A 17,259-nucleotide genomic window follows, 5' to 3' on the forward strand; every position below is an offset into this window, starting at 1 on the left:
GCCATCCTGCAGCGGGTAACTATTACATGCAGAAAACATAAATATTAAATTGAATCTGCAATATCCAGGAATATATTCCTAACTTCACTAGAGTAATAGTTGAATTTTATTTCAAGCGCACTATAAGTGATGTGCATAATATTCATAAATATTAGCTATTTTTGTCTTTTAACATCCCCGCATTTTGGTACCTTAAATATGTTCTAGCAACAATGTACCGTTAGCATTGGATACACACATGTCTACCTTTTACTCCCGCAAGGGGTTGAAGAAGGGTATCTGCGCAATCGCTCTTGTAAGCTCTGTCGCTATGCCTCTCACACCCGTCCTTGCAACCCCCGTTCAGCCAGCTGCCCGGTTAGCACCCACTGATCAAAACACTAAGACCGCCGCAGATTACAATCTTTTTAATAAGAACGTTATTACTAAGACCATTGATAGCTCACCTGCACAGAGTGCGCGAGTTGGTAAATATATTATTCACCTCGCTGCCGCATCTGCTTTGGGCAAAGAGGCTTCAACCTACACCATTATTAACCCCGAAACCATGCAGACGGTATCAACCGGGCAGCTGCAGGCTGGGGGCGGCGCGCATTTTGCTGCTAATTCCGAGACGGGTGAAATCCTAATCGCTGCCACAGACACCAACCAGCTGGAACGGTACACCGTTACTGAGGACGGGCAGCTGAGCCCCGCCCAACCGGTTTCTGGTTTCAACTTTGACCCCGCAGAGGAAACCCTGGCGATGGGGTACAACAAGTTCACCCACTCCTGGGGTGTGCTTACCTCTAAAAACTACATTACGGTTGATTCCTCAGGGCTGCTCAGCAGCATGCCGCTGCCCGACCCGAAAACCCTAGATCCGGCTTTGGCCAACGCGCCCGATGCCGATACCTCGGAGTATTACGGCACCCAATACACGCATACGGCGAACATGCTTGCCCCGCTACCCGACGGGTCATTTGTGTATGACTCGGGAACGACTATCTCAAATGAGCAGGGGGAGGTACAGCGCGGTTATCTGCTCCATTTCAGCAAAGATGCGGTGAAGGTTTTTGACGATGGCACAGCTATTGCTGAGCGCGTCTCATACGGCCGCGTAACCACCACCGACGACGGTCGCGTATACCGTTGGAGCTACCTGCATAATTCCTCATACCAGGTTCTCTCATACGCCGACGGGCAGTTTACTGTGCTCAATGGCAAAACCTCGATTCACGCGAAGGGCCTGGAGAGCATTGGTGAGCTATTTACGGTGGGCGATAAGCTTGGCGTTCTGGATTCCGTGAATAACCGCATCGTTATCCTCGATAAGGATATGAACGTTGAGCGAAGCATCAGTCTGACCGGTGTGAGCGCTAAAAACACAAACCGCGGCTCACTTAATGCTGTGGCACTGCCCAATGGGGATATTGTTTTCCCGAGCACTGCTGAGGATCCGCAAGAGTTCACCACCGTGGTACAGATGAACCGCCTGGTGAGCGCTCAGCCGGAACAGCAGCCCGCCCCCGAACCTGAAAAACAGGCGAACCCTCAGATCACTTTAAGCACCGATGAGATTAAATCGGATGAGGGCGCCTCGGTGACCGTTTCGGGTACCGGCTTCTACGGTGAGCAGGCGCAGCACGGTGTGTACGTATACCTGGTGCGTAAGGATGCATTCCCCGCTCACAGTGCTGATGAGCGTGACCCCGCTGTGGCTGCAGCCGCCTTCGTGAAGGGTGCAGATATTCAGGATGGTGCGTTTACCGCTGTTCTTAATGTCCCCGGGAACACACTCGACCCCGCCGCAGAGTACGTGGTAGCAACCGGTGCGACGGGTGCGGCACAGGATGAGGGCACCGCCCTGAAAGCGGGGCTTTTACAGGCATCAGCCCCCGTGAAGGTAACCGAGCCGCAGAAGCAGGCAGACCCGAAGATCACTCTCTCTGCCACCGAGCTTAAGGTGGACGCAGAGTCGAATGAAGTGCTGGTGAACGGCACCGGGTTCCACGGCCAAGGTGCGGCTAAGGGCGTGAGCGTTGGCGTGTACGAGGCTGATGAGCAGGGCCAGCCTACCGGTAGTCCGGTTGGTAATGAGGCCCTGGTGCATGCGAACGATCTGCACGATGGAGGCTTTGCCGCCTCTGTCACCGTGCCCGGCTCGCTGTTGGATGCGTCGAAAAAGTATGTGGTGGCCGCAAAAGCTGAGAATGAGGGTGTGAAACTGGTGGCGCTTTCCCCGGTGGCTGTCAAGCCCGCGCAGCCGGTGGCTGATCCGAAGCTGAGCATTGACAAGAGTGAGCTTGACCCCACTCAGGATAGTGCTGTGACCGTTTCGGGTTCCGGCTATGTGGGTGCTGCCGCCCAGAACGGCGTGTATGTTGCCGTGGTGGAGGCTGAGAAATGGCAGGAAGGCAACACCCCGGATACGCATTCTGTTGCTGCGATGACTCGTATTGCAGCTGAGGATGTGCATGATGGGCAGTTCCGTGCGACCCTCAACATTGCCGCAGGTACATTGGATGCTTCGAAGAAGTACCTGATTGTTTCTTTCGCGTCGCCGGAGCTCAACAAGAGCGACCGTTCATTGGACACTACAACCGAGATTACGCTCAAGGTGCCCGAGTCGCCTAAACCAAGTCCAACGCCTGAGCCCAGCCCAACCCCTACTCCGGAGCAGCCTAAGCCGAGCCCAAGCCCGACGCCGGCTCCTACCCCGGAACCGTCTCCCAAGGCCCCTGAGCCTTCGCCGAGTCCGACACCCTCACCGGAAAAGCCGACTCCGCAGCCTACTCCTACTCCGGAGCAGCCTAAGCCGAGTCCAAAACCTACGCCGGCTCCTACCCCGGAACCCTCTCCCAAGGCCCCCGAGCCTTCACCGAGTCCGACACCTACCCCGGAGAATCCTAAGCCAAGCCCGACACCTACGCCCGAAAAGCCCAAACCGGACCCGACACCTACCCCGGAGCAGCCTAAGCCGAGTCCAACGCCTACGCCCGAAAAGCCCAAACCGGATCCGACACCTACCCCGGAACAGCCCAAGCCGAGCCCTAAGCCCACACCGGAGAAGCCAAAACCGCAGCCTCCGGCGCCTGAGCCGCCCAAACCAGCTCAGCGGTTTAAGGATGTGTACCCCACGGATCAGTTCTACACTGAGATTGAGTGGCTTGCTTCCACGGGGATCACCACCGGTTGGCCTGATAATACCTATCGCCCGCAGAATAATATTGAGCGCGGTGCAATGGCGGCGTTCTTCTACCGCATGGCGGGCAGCCCCCGTGTGATGATGCCATACCGGTCTCCGTTTAAGGATGTGGACGCCTCGTACCCGTTCTACAAGGAAATCGTGTGGATGTACCAGCAGGGTATTACTACCGGTTACCCGGACGGTACGTTCCGCCCGAATGATTCGGTCAGCCGTGAGGCCATGGCGGCGTTCTTCTACCGTCAGGCGAGGGACTACCGGTTCTACGCTCCGCGGCACACGTCATTTGTTGATGTGAACGGGGATAACCTGTTCTACACCGAGATCAGCTGGCTGGCCGATCGCGGTATTAGCCGCGGCTGGGACGACCGTACTTACCGCCCGGGCCAGGCCATTACCCGTGACGCAATGGCGGCCTTCCTGTACCGTTACCACCGTATTTACGGTAAGAAGTAATCAACGGTTCAGGCTCTTGAGTCTCCCCCGCGCCGCGCAATCATCATCTCCTCTGATTGTGCGGCGCGGGGGTTCTTTTCTGCATTGTATTAATGCACTGTGATTGTGCGCCGTGTTTTCTGGGGCGTCTGCGGATTCAACATTTTCTCCTCTGTGTCCCACTCCCCTGTTTGCACACCAATAATGTGGCCCATGGGGCATGTGTAGGGGGTCATAGATCTTTGACTGTGCTGCACAATACTAAGACCACCCCAGATACTTTACGCATGAAACATATATATACAGAGAATTAAAGCATATAAACATACATATCTGTTTTTAATGACACTAAAGTGCGAATAAGCCATTTAATGAATATTAATCTATGAATAGTTTTTCTACACCTTTACTTTACAGTTAATGCTTTTCGGGGTAATTTTGCGGTTTTCCTCGACTCCCACTAGGCGTTTTGCTACCGTGAAGGTATCAATAAATTACTTTACGAGTGGAGTAATCTGATGGGTAATTCATTCTCACCGCACAACCTGCCCAAGCGCGCATGCGCTCTGACTCTCGCCGGGGCTCTCGCCTTGCCGCTCGGTGCCGCCCTAGCGCCGGCAGCATTAGCAGCCGAAACTCCGGCCGCCGCACAAGCCGCTGGGCAGCCCGCAGCCAGCGGCCCCAAGCTGACCGTTGATACCCCAAACCTTGACCTGATTGAGGGCGGAACCATTACGGTGCGCGGCACCGGGTTCACCGAGCAGCACCGTGAACAGGACGGTTCGCTCGCCATTGCATTCGGCCCGCGGTCCATGTTTGTTGAAGGGTCGCGGCAGAAGATGCGGCGCGTTCCGAACCTTTACACTACTGTAATTCCGAAAGACAAGATTAACGCTGACGGTTCCTTCGAAATTCAGCTCAACGTCCCCGGCAATGCTATAGACCCGGCGAAAGGCCCGTACAGCATTGGCACCTTTAAGCTGGATGTGTACTCCGAGTATTTTTACGGCACCATGACGGGTGTGAGCGTTCCGCTCAATACTGTCACGGGTGAGGTGCAGCGCCTGTCCATTCGCAATAACCAGCTGAATCCTGTGGATAAACAGGCCAGCCTGACAGTTGAGGGGCTGAACTTCTCAAATATTCCCGCAGGTTCAACCTCGTACGCGCAGATCGTTGAGGTGGACGCGAACGGGAAGCCTCAGGGTGAGCCTCTCGCTTCCAAAGACATTACCTTTGCCGCGCAGGACGGTAAAAACACCAGCAGTTTTACGTCCACCCTGGAGTACTCGGGGTTCAAGGTTGATGCTTCGAAGCGTTACGCCTACATTGTGTACAACCGACATAACGGCCAGGTGAATGAGATTGCGCGGGCAAATCTGCCGGTGAAGGATGCCCAGCCAAGGGTCAAGTACAACGGCGAGACGATCAATACCACCAAGTCATACAACCGAGTATCGGTGTGGGCCACAAATTTCCGGTTAGATGAGGGCGATTCCTTCGAGCTGGTGCTTCGTGAAAAGGGTACCGGCACCGTGGTGAAGCGGGTGGAGCAGGATTTGCAGACTGCAATGTTCGGTGATGGTTCAGGCGCTATTGTGGCAATGGGAGTCAACGGGTCGCAGGTAAGTGCATCTAAACAGTACGAAGTTACCGTGTCGGTGAAGTCGCAGGATCCGTCCCGCGCGATTAGCCGCACCATTGATGTTCCTGCGGTTACCTCACAGCAGGAGGTTCGGAAGCAGAAGTCCCGGTTTGTTGATATGGAGTCCTCGCAACGCTACTACCAGAGCGCCACGTGGGCGGTGGATCAGAATGTGCTGGAAGCCCGTGATGGCCGTTTCTCCCCGTCAGAGCGTGTAACGCGCGGACAGCTGGTGGAGGCGCTGTACCGTATGGCTGGCTCCCCTGATATACAGCTCCCAGCCCAGTCACCCTACCGCGATATTTCCACCAGCAACCCGCGGTATAAGGCGATTGTGTGGGCTCGTCAGCAGAATATTGGTAATGATTATGGGGACGGCTCATTCCATGCGGATGATAGCGTGAACCGGCAGACCCTTGTCTCGTTCATGTATCGCGCCGCCGGTAAGCCGAACGTGACGCTCCCGAAGTATTCACCGTTCACCGATGTGCGCGCTGGCAGCAACATTTACTACCGCGACATGGTGTGGGCGCAGCAAAAGGGCGTGGTGCTTGATGCGCAGTCTAAGGAGTTCAACCCGCGCGCTCAAGTGAGCCGTGCTGAGGCTGCTCAGTTCCTGTACCAGTACGCGAATGCTACGAGGACGCGATAGCACCGGCTGTTCTCTCCCTGCAGAGGTAGTCAGCTAAAGGTGGAAGACCCCGGGACCCGTGGTGGGTTTCCCGGGGCCTTCCCGTTTCTAGACGCCGCACACCTTATACCCCATAGACCACCGCAATGTGGGTTTGTGTGGGTTGAGGTGTTTGGGTTTTACGGCGAATTACCGGGTGGATGCTGAACCCGCCGCGCTGCCGGTGGATACGGTGAAGTCCCACGGGTCGGTGTTCAGTGATGAGACGGTGAAGGTAATGCTGTGGCCACGTTCGGCCAGTAGCGCCTGCAGCCTCTCACCGGCGCGCTGCAGCCAGAGCGATTCGCTGGCCGCGTGGGAGCAGTCAATCAGCGCGCACCCGGTGCCGCGCACGAGCTCTTGTTCACGGAATTCGCTGGCGGGGTGGTGCCGCAAGTCGGCGGTAATGTACACGTCTGCCCCAACGGAACGTACCGCCTCGAACAGGGAATCACCCGCCCCGCCGCACAGTGCCACACGGCTAATACGCTGCTCTGGGCGCCCGGCGATACGCAGCCCGCCCGCGGTTGCCGGTAGCGCATCCGCTAAGCGTTCGGAGAGGGCACGCAGGGTGAGCGGTTCAGGCAGTGTGCCCACGCGCCCGGTTCCGACGGGGTGTTCCTCTCCCCCAAGTTCTTGAGTTTGAGGTTCGGCCAGTGCAGTGCGGTCGGTGAGGTGCAGGGCGTCGCAGAGTGCCTCGTTCACGCCCGCAATGGCGGCATCGGCGTTAGTGTGCGCCCCGAGCAGGCCGCATTGTCCTTCGATGAGGGTGTGCAGCACGTGCCCTTTATAATCCGTATCGGGGATGAACTGCGCACCGCGCAGCAGCAGCGGGTGGTGGGTGATGAGCAGCCCCGCGCCGTGTTCTACGGCTTCGTCAGCGGTGGCGGCGAGGGCATCAACGGCGAAGTGCACGTGCCTCACGGGGGCGGCGGTGCGCCCGCAGACCAGCCCGGATGCGTCCCACCCGGCGGCCAGCTGCGGCGGGTAGAGGTCGTGGAAGGCGGCAACAACCTGCGCTAGGTTTGGTGTGGTGGTTTCAGTCATGTCTCTATTGTGGCATGAGCACCCGGCGGGGAATATTCGGAAGGTGCGGGGCGTTTAATGGGGTGTCAGGTGAGACAGTGGTTTTCGTGAAGGAGCGGGACGATGCGTAGTTTTGTGGTTGGCGGCGGCTGTTTTTGGTGTATTGATGCGGTGTTCCGCCAGTTTAAGGGTGTGAGCGCGAGCGTGTGCGGCTACGCTGGCGGCACCGTGCCGAACCCGGATTACCGGTCAGTGTGTTCGGGGGCGACGGGGCATCACGAGGTGGTGCGCGTTGATTTTGAGGAGAACGTGATCGGTGAGGACGCGGTGCTGGATATTTTCTTCGCCTCCCACGACCCCACAAGCTGGGATCGTCAGGGGGCAGATACCGGGTCGCAGTACCGTTCGGTGCTGCTGTATGCCGACGAGCAGCAGCGGAAGGTTTTTGAGGCGGCGAAGGTGCGGGCGCAGGCTCTTTTCGATGCTCAGGTAGTGACGGAAATAAAACCTCTTGAGACGTTCTGGGAGGCGGAAGACTACCACCAAGACTACTACGAGCTGAACCCGTTCCAGGGGTACTGCTCTGTGGTGATCAGCCCGAAGGTTGCGGCGGCCCGCCGTAAGTACGCCCATCTTCTGAAGTAGCCCTAGTACTGTGGCAATAGAAAATCCCCGGCCTTTGAGAGCCGGGGATTCTTTAGTTTTAGCGTGACCCCAACCGGATTTGAACCGGTGTTGCCGCCGTGAGAGGGCGGAGTACTAGGCCGCTATACGATGGGGCCGTGAGAATTTCTTCTCGTTATGTGCCGTGGGTGTTTCGGCAACAGATATAACTATACAGTTCGGGTACCCCACCACCAAATCAGCTATCAGTGTTTTGCGACACTTCCACAGGGTGGTGTTTGGGGTGGCTCCCGCCGGGGTTTTCTCCCCGTTCAGGCACCGTACTGCGGCGGTTTTTACGCATCACCCACCGGGAAGGGGCACCCCCTGTTGTGCGGGGTGCCCCTGCGGTTTTTCACGCAGCCTGCCGGTTAGCGCACCAGGGGCGGCTAGGATTTACTGCGGCGGCGAGCAACCAGCACCACCGCACCGGCCACAATAGCCAAAGCACCCATACCCGCCAGCATAATCACGCCGGTCGCGCCGGTATTCGCCAGGCTGCGGGATGTGGAGCCGCGGGTCGCCTGGGGTGCGGAGTCACCGCCGGGGTGGTTACCGTTAGCAACGGTCACGGATACGCTTTCCTGAGTGGCCTCGGGCTTCGCCTCACCGGTGGTGCCTCCCGTTGCTGAGGGTTGCGCAGATGCCGGCTCGGTGGGGGCGGGGGTGGGTGAAGGCGCGGTCACAGCCGCAGCTTCGGCGGGCTGCGCCGGGGTGCTCCCGCCGCCCTGGTTCTGCTCAGTCTTCGGGCCGGACACGCTAGAGCTGGTCTGCCCGTCCTTGGTGATCTCAAACATTGCGGAGTAGTCCAGGCTGCGGTTAGTCACCGACAAGTCGTGCGCAGCAATGGTGCCGACCGTGTACTTCTTGCCGTATTCTAGGGTGTTCGCGGGGATGGGCAGGTCAATCTCAAACGAGCCGTCCTTCAGCTGCTCGGGGCGCACCCACACGGCGTTCTTTGACAGGTTCATGGCCTGCTCACGATCAATGCTCTGCCCGGGTTTCCAGGTCCCCTCAGGGACGAGGAACACGTACACGCCCTTCGCTGCCCCCTCCCCCACGTAGCCGCTGCCTTTAATGTGGAGCTTATAGTCTGCGGTGATGTCGATCTTCCCGTCGGGGAACTCAATCACCGGGTTGGCGTAGCTCACGGTGCGGGTGGCCTCGGTGGGGTACCCCTGAAATTCGCGCTGCTGCGGGGTGATCTGCACGACCGCCTCATCCCCTGCTTTCACCTCAGCCTTGAACTTCATAATGGAGTTCGGATGAATCTCTGACTCGGCGGCGGGGATCTCGCTGCCGTCCTTATCTTTCTTCGCTTTCGATGTGGTCTTATCCGAGGTTTTCACCTCACCGGTGGCACCGTTCAGCACGTACGGCACACGGGCTGTGCCTGGCAGATCCTGCTTGTCTACAGCCACGATCGAGCCGTTATTGAGCATGGTCAAATCATTAGCTTTCGCACCGTTCATGGCGACCTCACCAATGACTTTGCTGGTGGCGCCGTCAATCACACCAACCTTGCCGGTGCCGAAATCACTCACATACACCAGGTCGCGCTCTTCATCATGCTCCATGGCCAGGGCCTGGGTGCCGAAAACAATCGTTTTCTTGTACTCGCCGGTGGTGAAGTCATACACGGTCACCCCCGAATTAACACCGTTCACGCCCTGGGAAGAAACATAGATTTCGTTCAAAGACTTATCGATGACAACATCAGAAGGGCGAACCTCAGTGCCCTCAGTATCTGCGTGAACATCAATGGTGCGCACAGTTTTGAGGGTGTTCGTGTCTACCACAAACAGTTTGCCGCTGGTGCGCTCCGGCACATACAACAGGTGATCCTGAGAATCGACGTGCATGTTCATGCCCACATACCGCACCCCGCCGTCAGGGGCACCCGCAAGCTGCAGCTTCTGAACCTGCTTAGTTTTCAGGTCAATAGCCGACACATAGAACCGGCCCGACACGAACGCCTTCCCTGAGGCGTGGTCAATGCGCACCTCACGCGGGTGCTCAATCCAGTTCGCGTCGTTCTTATCAAGCCCGTGGTTAGTCCACACAAGCTTCATCGTGGCCTGGTCGTACACCGAAATGGAGTTATCGCGGGTGTTCGTAACCCACACGGTTCCCTCAACATCATCAACTTCCACCCCGTAAGCGGCCGCAAAATTGTAGCCTCTCTCACCCTTAATGATGGGCAGCTCGGCCACGGCCTCAACCTTCAACGAGTCAGCATCAAGGCGGGCGAGAGTAGAGACATGCATGTCCCCGTCAGCGGTTCCCGCCACCCACAGCTTATGGTTCTTCTTAGAATACGAGACCTGGAACTGGCCCGGTAGGCCCTGCGTGATCTTAGCTTTAGTTGCCGCCGCATCTAAGGTGCGAGACGTGGCAGCAGGTGCGTTCTGCGATTCTGGTGTGCTAGGGGCAGCGAACGATGCGGGAACAGCAACCCCAGAAACACTCAGGGCCAAGGCCCCAGCCACGAAAGACTTTGTAACCTTGCCGGAAGCGAGAGTCAGGTTCATTGGTTTCCTTTCGAAACAAAAAACGCGCCGCGCACCACCGGGAAGACCACTCTTAACCGGAAGAAACAGGGCACGCATCCAAAAGCATCCTCAATAATGCTCTACCCATAATTTTTAGCGAACTCCCAGGGTTTTACAAACCGAATACCGAAAATATACAAAAAATTACTTTTATCACCGCAGCCCATGAAAAAACGGTAGACGCGAAGCTGACGGTTAGAAAACACAGCAAAAGAAAATTAAATAAAAGAAAGCGGCCAACCCACCCAAAAAAATTTCGGGCAGGCAAGCCGTTTTCTAGCAGACCCTACGGGTGCAGGGAACGATCAGGAGCCTTCTCTATTAACTGTAGAGTATAGACCCCCCTCCCCGCAGGTGCACAGCACATGCTGAGGGCGGAATCCGCAAAATATTTTAATAAAACCAGTGGCAAGGAGTGGGACGCTACAACGGACCCTCATTGAAAGTCACCCATTCTCATGGGTGAGACGCCAATTTCTCAGCCAAAACCGTATCCTGGTACTCCCCTCATTGAAAGTCACCCATTCTCATGGGTGAGACAGAGACGCCTAGCGCGTCTACTCGCTTGTCGCCGTCCCCTCAATGAAAGTCACCCATTCTCATGGGTGAGACAACCCAGCCTGGTAACCATACTTCTTGATCGTCTGCCCTCAATGAAAGTCACCCATTCTCATGGGTGAGACTCCCCGCGCCCACCAAACCATACTACGGGCGCAAAACACCCTCAATGAAAGTCACCCATTCTCATGGGTGAGACGCAGGCGGTATTGAAAAAGTCTTTATGCCCGTGAATCCCTCAATGAAAGTCACCCATTCTCATGGGTGAGACGAAGGGTATAACGGCTTAACAGCGCCGAACGACCACAACCCTCAATGAAAGTCACCCATTTTTCATGGGTGAGACGCCGTGGTGGCTCACGCTTTCTTCGCTGCGGGTGATCCCTCAATGAAAGTCACCCATTTTCATGGGTGAGACGGCACCTAAAAAATTCCAGTAAATTCCTGGTCTCTCAGGTACTTTCGCGAGCGTAGGGACAACCGCTCATGTTATTCAGTCTATCGGAGGCAATCATTCAGACACAAAACGACTCTGACAAGGTGTTTCACTCACGCGAGCGAAACCCGGGATTTACGGTAAGCACCAGGTGCTCGCGCCCATAATACATATATTAGAGGATAAGCACGTCATTATCTGTGGTGTCCCGCGACTGCCCCACATAGCTAAAACGCTTTTCGCCAAGTTCTGAGAGCCTACCAAGATCACAAAACAGTACTGAATCTTCGCTGGTCTCTACCTGCTGCCCGATTTCGTCCTTTAGCCGAAGAAGCTTTGAAGGAATAATATCAACGATAAATACACTGTATTGTATCCGGTCACCATAGGTTAAGAGCAGCTTCGCAATCCGTCCACGACGTTTATCATCCGGAATGTCGCAATAAGAGTACGCCGCGTGTCATCACGCCTCATCGTACTTTCACTCCGGTGTATGCAGAATGGCTACCATTAAGAACGCCCAGAATCATCCGCGCCTGAATTTCAATAGTGCGACGCCACGAAACAGAGTAACCGAATATTGGGTGCCTGAACTCGGTGTTGATTCTACGTTCAAACGCTTTAATAATCGCTATACCCATGCTGCATTTGAGATGTATCGGTAGTCTCGCCATTTGCTTCTAACCATGCCCGGCGAGGACAGTACACTGTTTGAGCTACTAGGGAGATAGGTAAATAGCTCTCGTCTGTGGAGATCATAGTAGTACAGGCTCTCCTTCTTGAATAAATCTATAAGCATTTGATTTAGTTCTCACAGTTTTAACTGGGAACCTTACAACTGCCTCCATGCCATGAGCTTTAAACTGCTCCCTAGACCCATACGCTTTAAAGGTTTCCTTATCACCAGATATGCCTGTTTCAGATTCTTCATAACATACGTGATTTATAATAGCTGCGAATACGCGACTACGAAGAACAGTCCGTAGTCTAGCTGGTTTTATATTTTCGATACTTAAGGGAAGCACAAGATTCTCTGGAGCAACATCATTAGAAGGCCACGCTCCAGGAGTAACGCTTAAACCATTTACATTGTGTACTACTGGAAACCAAGACATTCCGATCATTGCAGAGAGAACCAGACTAACATCAGTCGGCCGAGGAGTAGTAAATCCGGTTGCTGTCCATGAATCGGGTGCATTTTTTCCTATAGTATCGTTTACCTCTATCCCAATAATCCCATTAGTGATCATTTCAATGGGCCATGTAGCTACTTCTTCGCACATGCGACGAAGTCGATAATGCACGAACTCCCTACCACTTCCGCGATCCGCCATCTCCCAGCGAGAAGCACCTGAATCCTGATAGTTCTTCTTGTCTTTTCTTGTTTTTTCAGAGAACCAGTAAGAAGCTTCTCCTAATGATGAAATCCAACAAAGAGAAAGATAATCCTTTTCCTGAGTGAGTTTATCAATCATATCTTGCCGGATTTTTTGATGCCTCTTCCAATCTGAAGGAGATGACATTTTACTAACCCGTGGAGAAAATGGAGATACACTCTTTGCTCCATACGTATTGCATATCTGAACCCAGCTCTCCATTTTACTCAGTTGATTTGCTAACCCGTGAAGATAGCCAGCGAGCGTATGTGCGTCTGCGCCTTTAACTGTTATCTGTGCTTTAGGCACCGCTTCGCGAGTCCATCCAAGAGTTACCCCTTGAGGATGGTGCTGTTCAGCCAACGAGGCTAAACCGTACTGGGCAAAATGGGTGAGCGCTGACGTGTAGTCACCCGCGAGTGTAATCGTAGACATCAGTGTCCTTCCCGTGAAATTTGAGCATCCGCAGCACGTTCTAGCGCCTCTAGATAAGCGGTAGCATAGGGGCCATATTCCCTATCAGTGTTTTCCATGATTTCGTCCCAATGCCCAGTTAGAAAAAGCTCATGCGCCTGCTGGTAGAGTATTTCTTGCTGGGGATGATTCGTATTCTTCCCTAAGAGTGTTTGGTCGGTGTGTTGGAACGAGTTTCTACCGTGCCCGTGGCTGCACCCGATAATCCTCAATGCAAGATCTGAACATTCCAGTTCCCCCGAAGCTCGGCTGGTCGCTACCAGAGCAACAGACATCTGTTCGTGCCGCCATCCAGCAGGCATACCGCTGCGTTGGCGGGATACCCAGATCTCTTGGCGGGTTCGGACCGCACTTTTTGCAAGTGGCTTATCAGAGTGTGTTCCACCCAGCATAGTTTGGAACCTGGAATCTGCTTTGCCATCATCATGGTGCTCAGCTGCAAAGATAATATCCTGGGTGAATTCTTCTCGAAGTCCCACAGATTCGGCGAGCTTTTTCGTTCGTTCAGCAACATCATGCTGATGATCTTCCAGATAGACAGCTCCTTGTGAGGGAGTCCATTCCTGTCGAACGTCAGAGTCATCATCCGTAGTATCTGTTTGCACCACGGCATACCATGCAACTACATCACCCGCATGAGGGTCAGTGCGTATAGAGCTAGACAGTACAACTTCTCCCGTTTGTCCTGTTTCAGACTGCCAAAGTTCTGTAGCTTCGTCTGGAGTTAAACCGCAGAACTTTTTGAAGAATCCATGTTCATCATGCTCTATGTCATTATCAAAAATAAAGAATTTAATTCCTTCTGACACAACAGCAGATGGCGCTTCAGAATCTTGAGCTTTGCCTAACTCCATGGCTACATCCTGGGTGGTGAAGACAATGCCTTTGTCTATCACGAGCACATCGCCCGGTCGAAGACGCATACCAGGAGAACAAATTTCGAGTTCACCCGCTCGGTACACAAAAGCTCTCCGCCAAATATCTGGGTTTTCCTTCTCTTGTTGTATCCGTTCTTCATTCCCTACGACAAGTTCCTTATATATATCTGAAAGAATCTTGATATTGGCAGGAAAGACTTCCTCATTCATCGGTGGAAAAGCTTTAAGAAGCTCCAGCGCTTCGGAATCATTCAATGGTAAATGTTCACGGACAACTACACCACCCAGCTCGGCTTGCTCTTCTAAGGAGTCGTGCAGCCACAGGTCGAAATCGGGTTCAGCATATGGTGTTTCAGAACTGCGGGCAAACTCAAGAGTATCTGCTAGTTCCGGGCGCTGGTACAGCATTCTCTGGGGTGCCGTTGCCGGTGGAGTGCACGTCAGCATGGTTCCAGGGTTTACGCTCTTAAAAGCCGATAAATCATTCAGCCAGTCATAAGCATTACGCAAATCTTCGGCCTTATAAGGTAACACAACAGGATCTTTAATCTTGTCAGGGTTTTCAGGCTCTAAAACAATTATCTGGGAGTCACTTCGTTTACCCAGTCGGTTAACGCGCCCGAAACGTTGTGCCAAGGAGGATGCAGGAGCAAGTTCCGTGACAAGCGAGGAGAAGTCTAGATCAATACCGACTTCAAGAGTCTGAGTAGCCACAACAACGTCAATAGAAGAATCCCCTTTGCACGTAAACAGATTAGGATGGTCATCCCGCAGTTTTTTCATATCAAACGGTCGCATGCGCCCCACAATAAGTTTGACGCTGAGATTCTCTTTCTTCAGCTTATCCGCAACCTTAACAGCAGTCCCAACATGGTTAACAATGCACCCTACAGTTTCGCTTTGTCCTGCGTTATTAGGCTCCAGCTTCTTACAAAGACCTAGTACCTCATCAACAGCACTATTAATGACAGCGTCATTTTCAGCTTTACCATTCCATTTATCAAGGGGTATGCGAGTCAACCGTTTGGCTGAGTTTACCCGTTGTAGAAGTTCAGCATCATGAGGAGAATCCAGTTGTGAAACGTCAACGCCGATTTGGTTTTGGTTTTCTTCAAGTTCAGACGGTGTTGCGGTTGTTTCAACAACTTGAAGCGTGGGTACTCCTACATCAGCCCCGTATTTTTGTAGCTGCGCAATTCGACGTGCCGTTACTAGAAGCTGCTGGTTCAGATGAGCCTCATCAAGAACCATAACTGAATCCATAGATACAATAGCGGTTTCTCGTGGACGTGCGCCCTTACTACTACCGTACCCACGGAATAATAAACGAGAACCCCACATATCCGGAGTAGCCGCGATAATAGCGCACGCCGATATCTCATTAACGGGAAGCGAACGGTTACTCAGCTCACCACGAATATGCCCGATTTCAAAAGGACGTACATCGTCATGAACTTGGAACGATAACAAGGCTTGAGCAACACGATAAATAATTTCCTCACGAGACGTTAGAGGCTCCTCTTTGTCAAGGATCATCGTCATCTGACGCAGTATCTCCCGTGCCCGGTCAGCTTGGCTATCTACCAACGCGCGACGACCCACCACCACGTTTAAGCGTCGAGGCACACGAGGACCTGTACCACAAGCAAATAAAGCATTCACGAAAAGATGAACGTCTACAACAGATGATTTACCTGCACCTGTGGGGGCCACAATCCTATCAGGCCATGAACCGGTTTCAACAATATGGGCTACAAGCTCTTGTTGCCAGGTGAAGGGCGCATAGCCTCCATTAAGGGCCGCAAAGAATTCAGAAAAATCGCTGCACTGAATCCCTAAATTACTGGTCATTTTTGCGTTCCTTATATGCTTGTTGTAAATAGATAAATTCTTCTTCCGGCACGTCATAGGGAACTAAAAGCCCTGCACCAAGATGCCTCGATTGTCCAAGCGCAATAATGGTGCGTTCATTAGCCAAATTCCCTAGAGACAACACGCCGCGCCAAGGCTGAGGCATAACGTTCTGCGGTACTTTATGCACATATGCTGTAGGGCGTGTATGTATAGTTCGAGCATGATAAACCTGTGCGTCGCTTTGCTTCTTCACCTGGTTACGGAGTTCAATGTAGCGCTGTTCGCCCCTGGCAGTTGTGTTAAATTTATCCCGCCAAACATATGCGATTGATAGCAAACCAGAATCTGCCAAAGTCCAACGGGCGCCGCCATCTTTCTTTTTAACGGGACGGGTTTCTGGCACAATTGCGGTGAGAGGCTTCCAAAGACGCCTATAACCAGGCTGAACAGCAGGCCAGAATTCATGCGCATTAATTATTTGTCCGCCAAAATATACTTTACGCTTACCAAAAGTACGGCCCCACAAATACGGAACAGCATTTAAACTACGACCAAGCTGTATTAGGTCTTCCGGTGAGGTATTTTCCGGAATCATAATAGCTATCACAGAATTTTTAATACCTAAATGCTGAATATAGTGCGCAGGAATATAGTGGAAAGCAAGCCTGTTAGCGGGTACCTCCGCTCCCCTAGGATATTTTCCGGTGAAGAAGCTAGAGGCCCCATACCCTATACCGGCAATAATCGCGCGATGAAGAGCAACACAAAGAGCAACATGTTCTTCTGGGGAAAGTTCTTCACCTTCTATTTCAAGGAGGACAACTCGGCTCCAAGGAACCTCAGGGTATTCAGGCTCGGGAGTTGAATACATAACTTGAGTCAAGCACTCGTACGTTACAAGTTTATTCTCGCGATAGGTCTCTATCAAGGCATCAGTTCGCCCTGGTGCAGGAATACGCAGCATCGTCCCAACTGCTTCTAAAGGATTACCTTGGAGATCAAGAATCAGGTTTGGGCTAACGTCACCTGATCCAAGAACTGTAACACTTGTGGATTCACCTAAGTAGGGTACGTCATCGCATAATTGCTCTAACGTATTGGCAATATCATCAGGTACTTGTTTCCAATACCAACCTATATTTCCTCCTAGTGCAGTACCATCAGAAATTTGCCCTTCCTTAGGACGAGAAATTACAGTTATGTTAGTTGTATTAGTTATATTTCTATACGTAAAACGAATAGAACCTTTATGAACTGGATGGCTCTCTGGTATCTCAATTCCATCTGGCGGGTTCTTCTCTAACCATTTAAGGGCTTTAAGAGAAGCGTTACTAGGTTCTAGTTCTCCTTTTTCATTAGCAACAGCAAGGCTGCCCTGTGCTGCTGAACTTACTAAAGCAGCATGTAGACGGACCGGTTCAGGAAAAGTATCTGCGCTACCATCTTGTTTATGTCCTGTATATACTCCAAGAGGAAATCGAGCAATAATTCCAAGTTCCTGCATT

9 protein-coding genes, 1 tRNA gene and 1 CRISPR repeat array are annotated in these 17,259 nt (G+C 53.1%); of the genes, 3 read left to right on the forward strand and 7 right to left on the reverse strand.

Going from position 1 to position 17,259, the window contains the following annotated elements:
• Nucleotides 1-238 precede the first annotated feature (238 nt).
• Together D8M41_RS11910 and D8M41_RS04870 are read left to right on the forward strand one after the other, a co-directional pair.
• Nucleotides 239-3,643, forward strand: coding sequence for an S-layer homology domain-containing protein (locus D8M41_RS11910; protein ID WP_006887832.1), 3,405 nt, complete (start codon nucleotides 239-241; stop codon nucleotides 3,641-3,643).
• 497 nt (nucleotides 3,644-4,140) lie between these two features.
• Nucleotides 4,141-5,919: an S-layer homology domain-containing protein gene (locus tag D8M41_RS04870; RefSeq protein WP_006887828.1), complete on the forward strand. Its 1,779-nt coding sequence runs from the start codon at nucleotides 4,141-4,143 to the stop codon at nucleotides 5,917-5,919.
• A 168-nt stretch (nucleotides 5,920-6,087) separates the two neighbouring features.
• Here D8M41_RS04870 and D8M41_RS04875 read toward each other — a convergent pair whose 3' ends face one another.
• Nucleotides 6,088-6,984 carry a Nif3-like dinuclear metal center hexameric protein gene (locus D8M41_RS04875; protein WP_006887831.1) on the reverse strand — a complete coding sequence of 299 codons (897 nt, stop codon included), beginning with the start codon at nucleotides 6,982-6,984 and terminating at the stop codon, nucleotides 6,088-6,090.
• 102 nt (nucleotides 6,985-7,086) lie between these two features.
• Between D8M41_RS04875 and msrA the strand changes: the two genes are divergently transcribed.
• A complete protein-coding gene (gene msrA, locus D8M41_RS04880) occupies nucleotides 7,087-7,608 on the forward strand; it encodes a peptide-methionine (S)-S-oxide reductase MsrA (protein WP_126926502.1) in 522 nt (173 codons plus the stop codon).
• Between the two features lie 64 nt (nucleotides 7,609-7,672).
• Here the strand turns inward: msrA and D8M41_RS04885 are convergent.
• The 6 genes from D8M41_RS04885 to csb2 all read right to left on the reverse strand — a co-directional run bounded on the left by D8M41_RS04885 (nucleotide 7,673) and on the right by csb2 (nucleotide 17,258).
• Nucleotides 7,673-7,745 (reverse strand) — tRNA-Glu (locus D8M41_RS04885).
• 270 nt (nucleotides 7,746-8,015) lie between these two features.
• Nucleotides 8,016-10,157, reverse strand: coding sequence for an LPXTG cell wall anchor domain-containing protein (locus tag D8M41_RS04890; RefSeq protein ID WP_126926503.1), 2,142 nt, complete (start codon nucleotides 10,155-10,157; stop codon nucleotides 8,016-8,018).
• Nucleotides 10,158-10,611: 454 nt separating this feature from the next.
• Nucleotides 10,612-11,007: a CRISPR direct-repeat array (repeat unit 36 nt; unit sequence CCCTCAATGAAAGTCACCCATTCTCATGGGTGAGAC).
• A gap of 340 nt (nucleotides 11,008-11,347) precedes the next feature.
• Nucleotides 11,348-11,608 carry a CRISPR-associated endonuclease Cas2 gene (gene cas2, locus D8M41_RS04895; RefSeq protein WP_342343137.1) on the reverse strand — a complete coding sequence of 87 codons (261 nt, stop codon included), beginning with the start codon at nucleotides 11,606-11,608 and terminating at the stop codon, nucleotides 11,348-11,350.
• Between the two features lie 319 nt (nucleotides 11,609-11,927).
• Nucleotides 11,928-12,983, reverse strand: coding sequence for an aldehyde dehydrogenase (locus D8M41_RS04905; RefSeq protein WP_126926504.1), 1,056 nt, complete (start codon nucleotides 12,981-12,983; stop codon nucleotides 11,928-11,930).
• Complete coding sequence (gene cas3g / locus D8M41_RS04910) at nucleotides 12,983-15,751, reverse strand: type I-G CRISPR-associated helicase/endonuclease Cas3g (protein ID WP_126926505.1); 2,769 nt, start codon at nucleotides 15,749-15,751, stop codon at nucleotides 12,983-12,985. Before cas3g ends, D8M41_RS04905 begins: the two co-directional genes overlap by 1 nt.
• Complete coding sequence (csb2, locus tag D8M41_RS04915) at nucleotides 15,741-17,258, reverse strand: type I-G CRISPR-associated protein Csb2 (RefSeq protein WP_126926506.1); 1,518 nt, start codon at nucleotides 17,256-17,258, stop codon at nucleotides 15,741-15,743. Before csb2 ends, cas3g begins: the two co-directional genes overlap by 11 nt.
• Nucleotide 17,259: the final 1 nt, after the last annotated feature.

It is taken from the genome of Rothia sp. HSID18069 (genome assembly GCF_003989155.1).
Lineage (GTDB): Bacteria > Actinomycetota > Actinomycetes > Actinomycetales > Micrococcaceae > Rothia > Rothia aeria.

What these genes read in the sequence shown, in the direction of transcription:
- csb2 (WP_126926506.1), bottom strand. Translation starts at nt 17,258, where the DNA reads ATGCAGGAACTTGGAATTATTGCTCGATTTCCTCTTGGAGTATATACA.
- D8M41_RS04870 (WP_006887828.1), top strand. Translation starts at nt 4,141, where the DNA reads ATGGGTAATTCATTCTCACCGCACAACCTGCCCAAGCGCGCATGCGCT.
- D8M41_RS04905 (WP_126926504.1), bottom strand. Translation starts at nt 12,983, where the DNA reads ATGTCTACGATTACACTCGCGGGTGACTACACGTCAGCGCTCACCCAT.
- D8M41_RS11910 (WP_006887832.1), top strand. Translation starts at nt 239, where the DNA reads ATGTCTACCTTTTACTCCCGCAAGGGGTTGAAGAAGGGTATCTGCGCA.
- cas3g (WP_126926505.1), bottom strand. Translation starts at nt 15,751, where the DNA reads ATGACCAGTAATTTAGGGATTCAGTGCAGCGATTTTTCTGAATTCTTT.
- D8M41_RS04875 (WP_006887831.1), bottom strand. Translation starts at nt 6,984, where the DNA reads ATGACTGAAACCACCACACCAAACCTAGCGCAGGTTGTTGCCGCCTTC.
- D8M41_RS04890 (WP_126926503.1), bottom strand. Translation starts at nt 10,157, where the DNA reads ATGAACCTGACTCTCGCTTCCGGCAAGGTTACAAAGTCTTTCGTGGCT.
- msrA (WP_126926502.1), top strand. Translation starts at nt 7,087, where the DNA reads ATGCGTAGTTTTGTGGTTGGCGGCGGCTGTTTTTGGTGTATTGATGCG.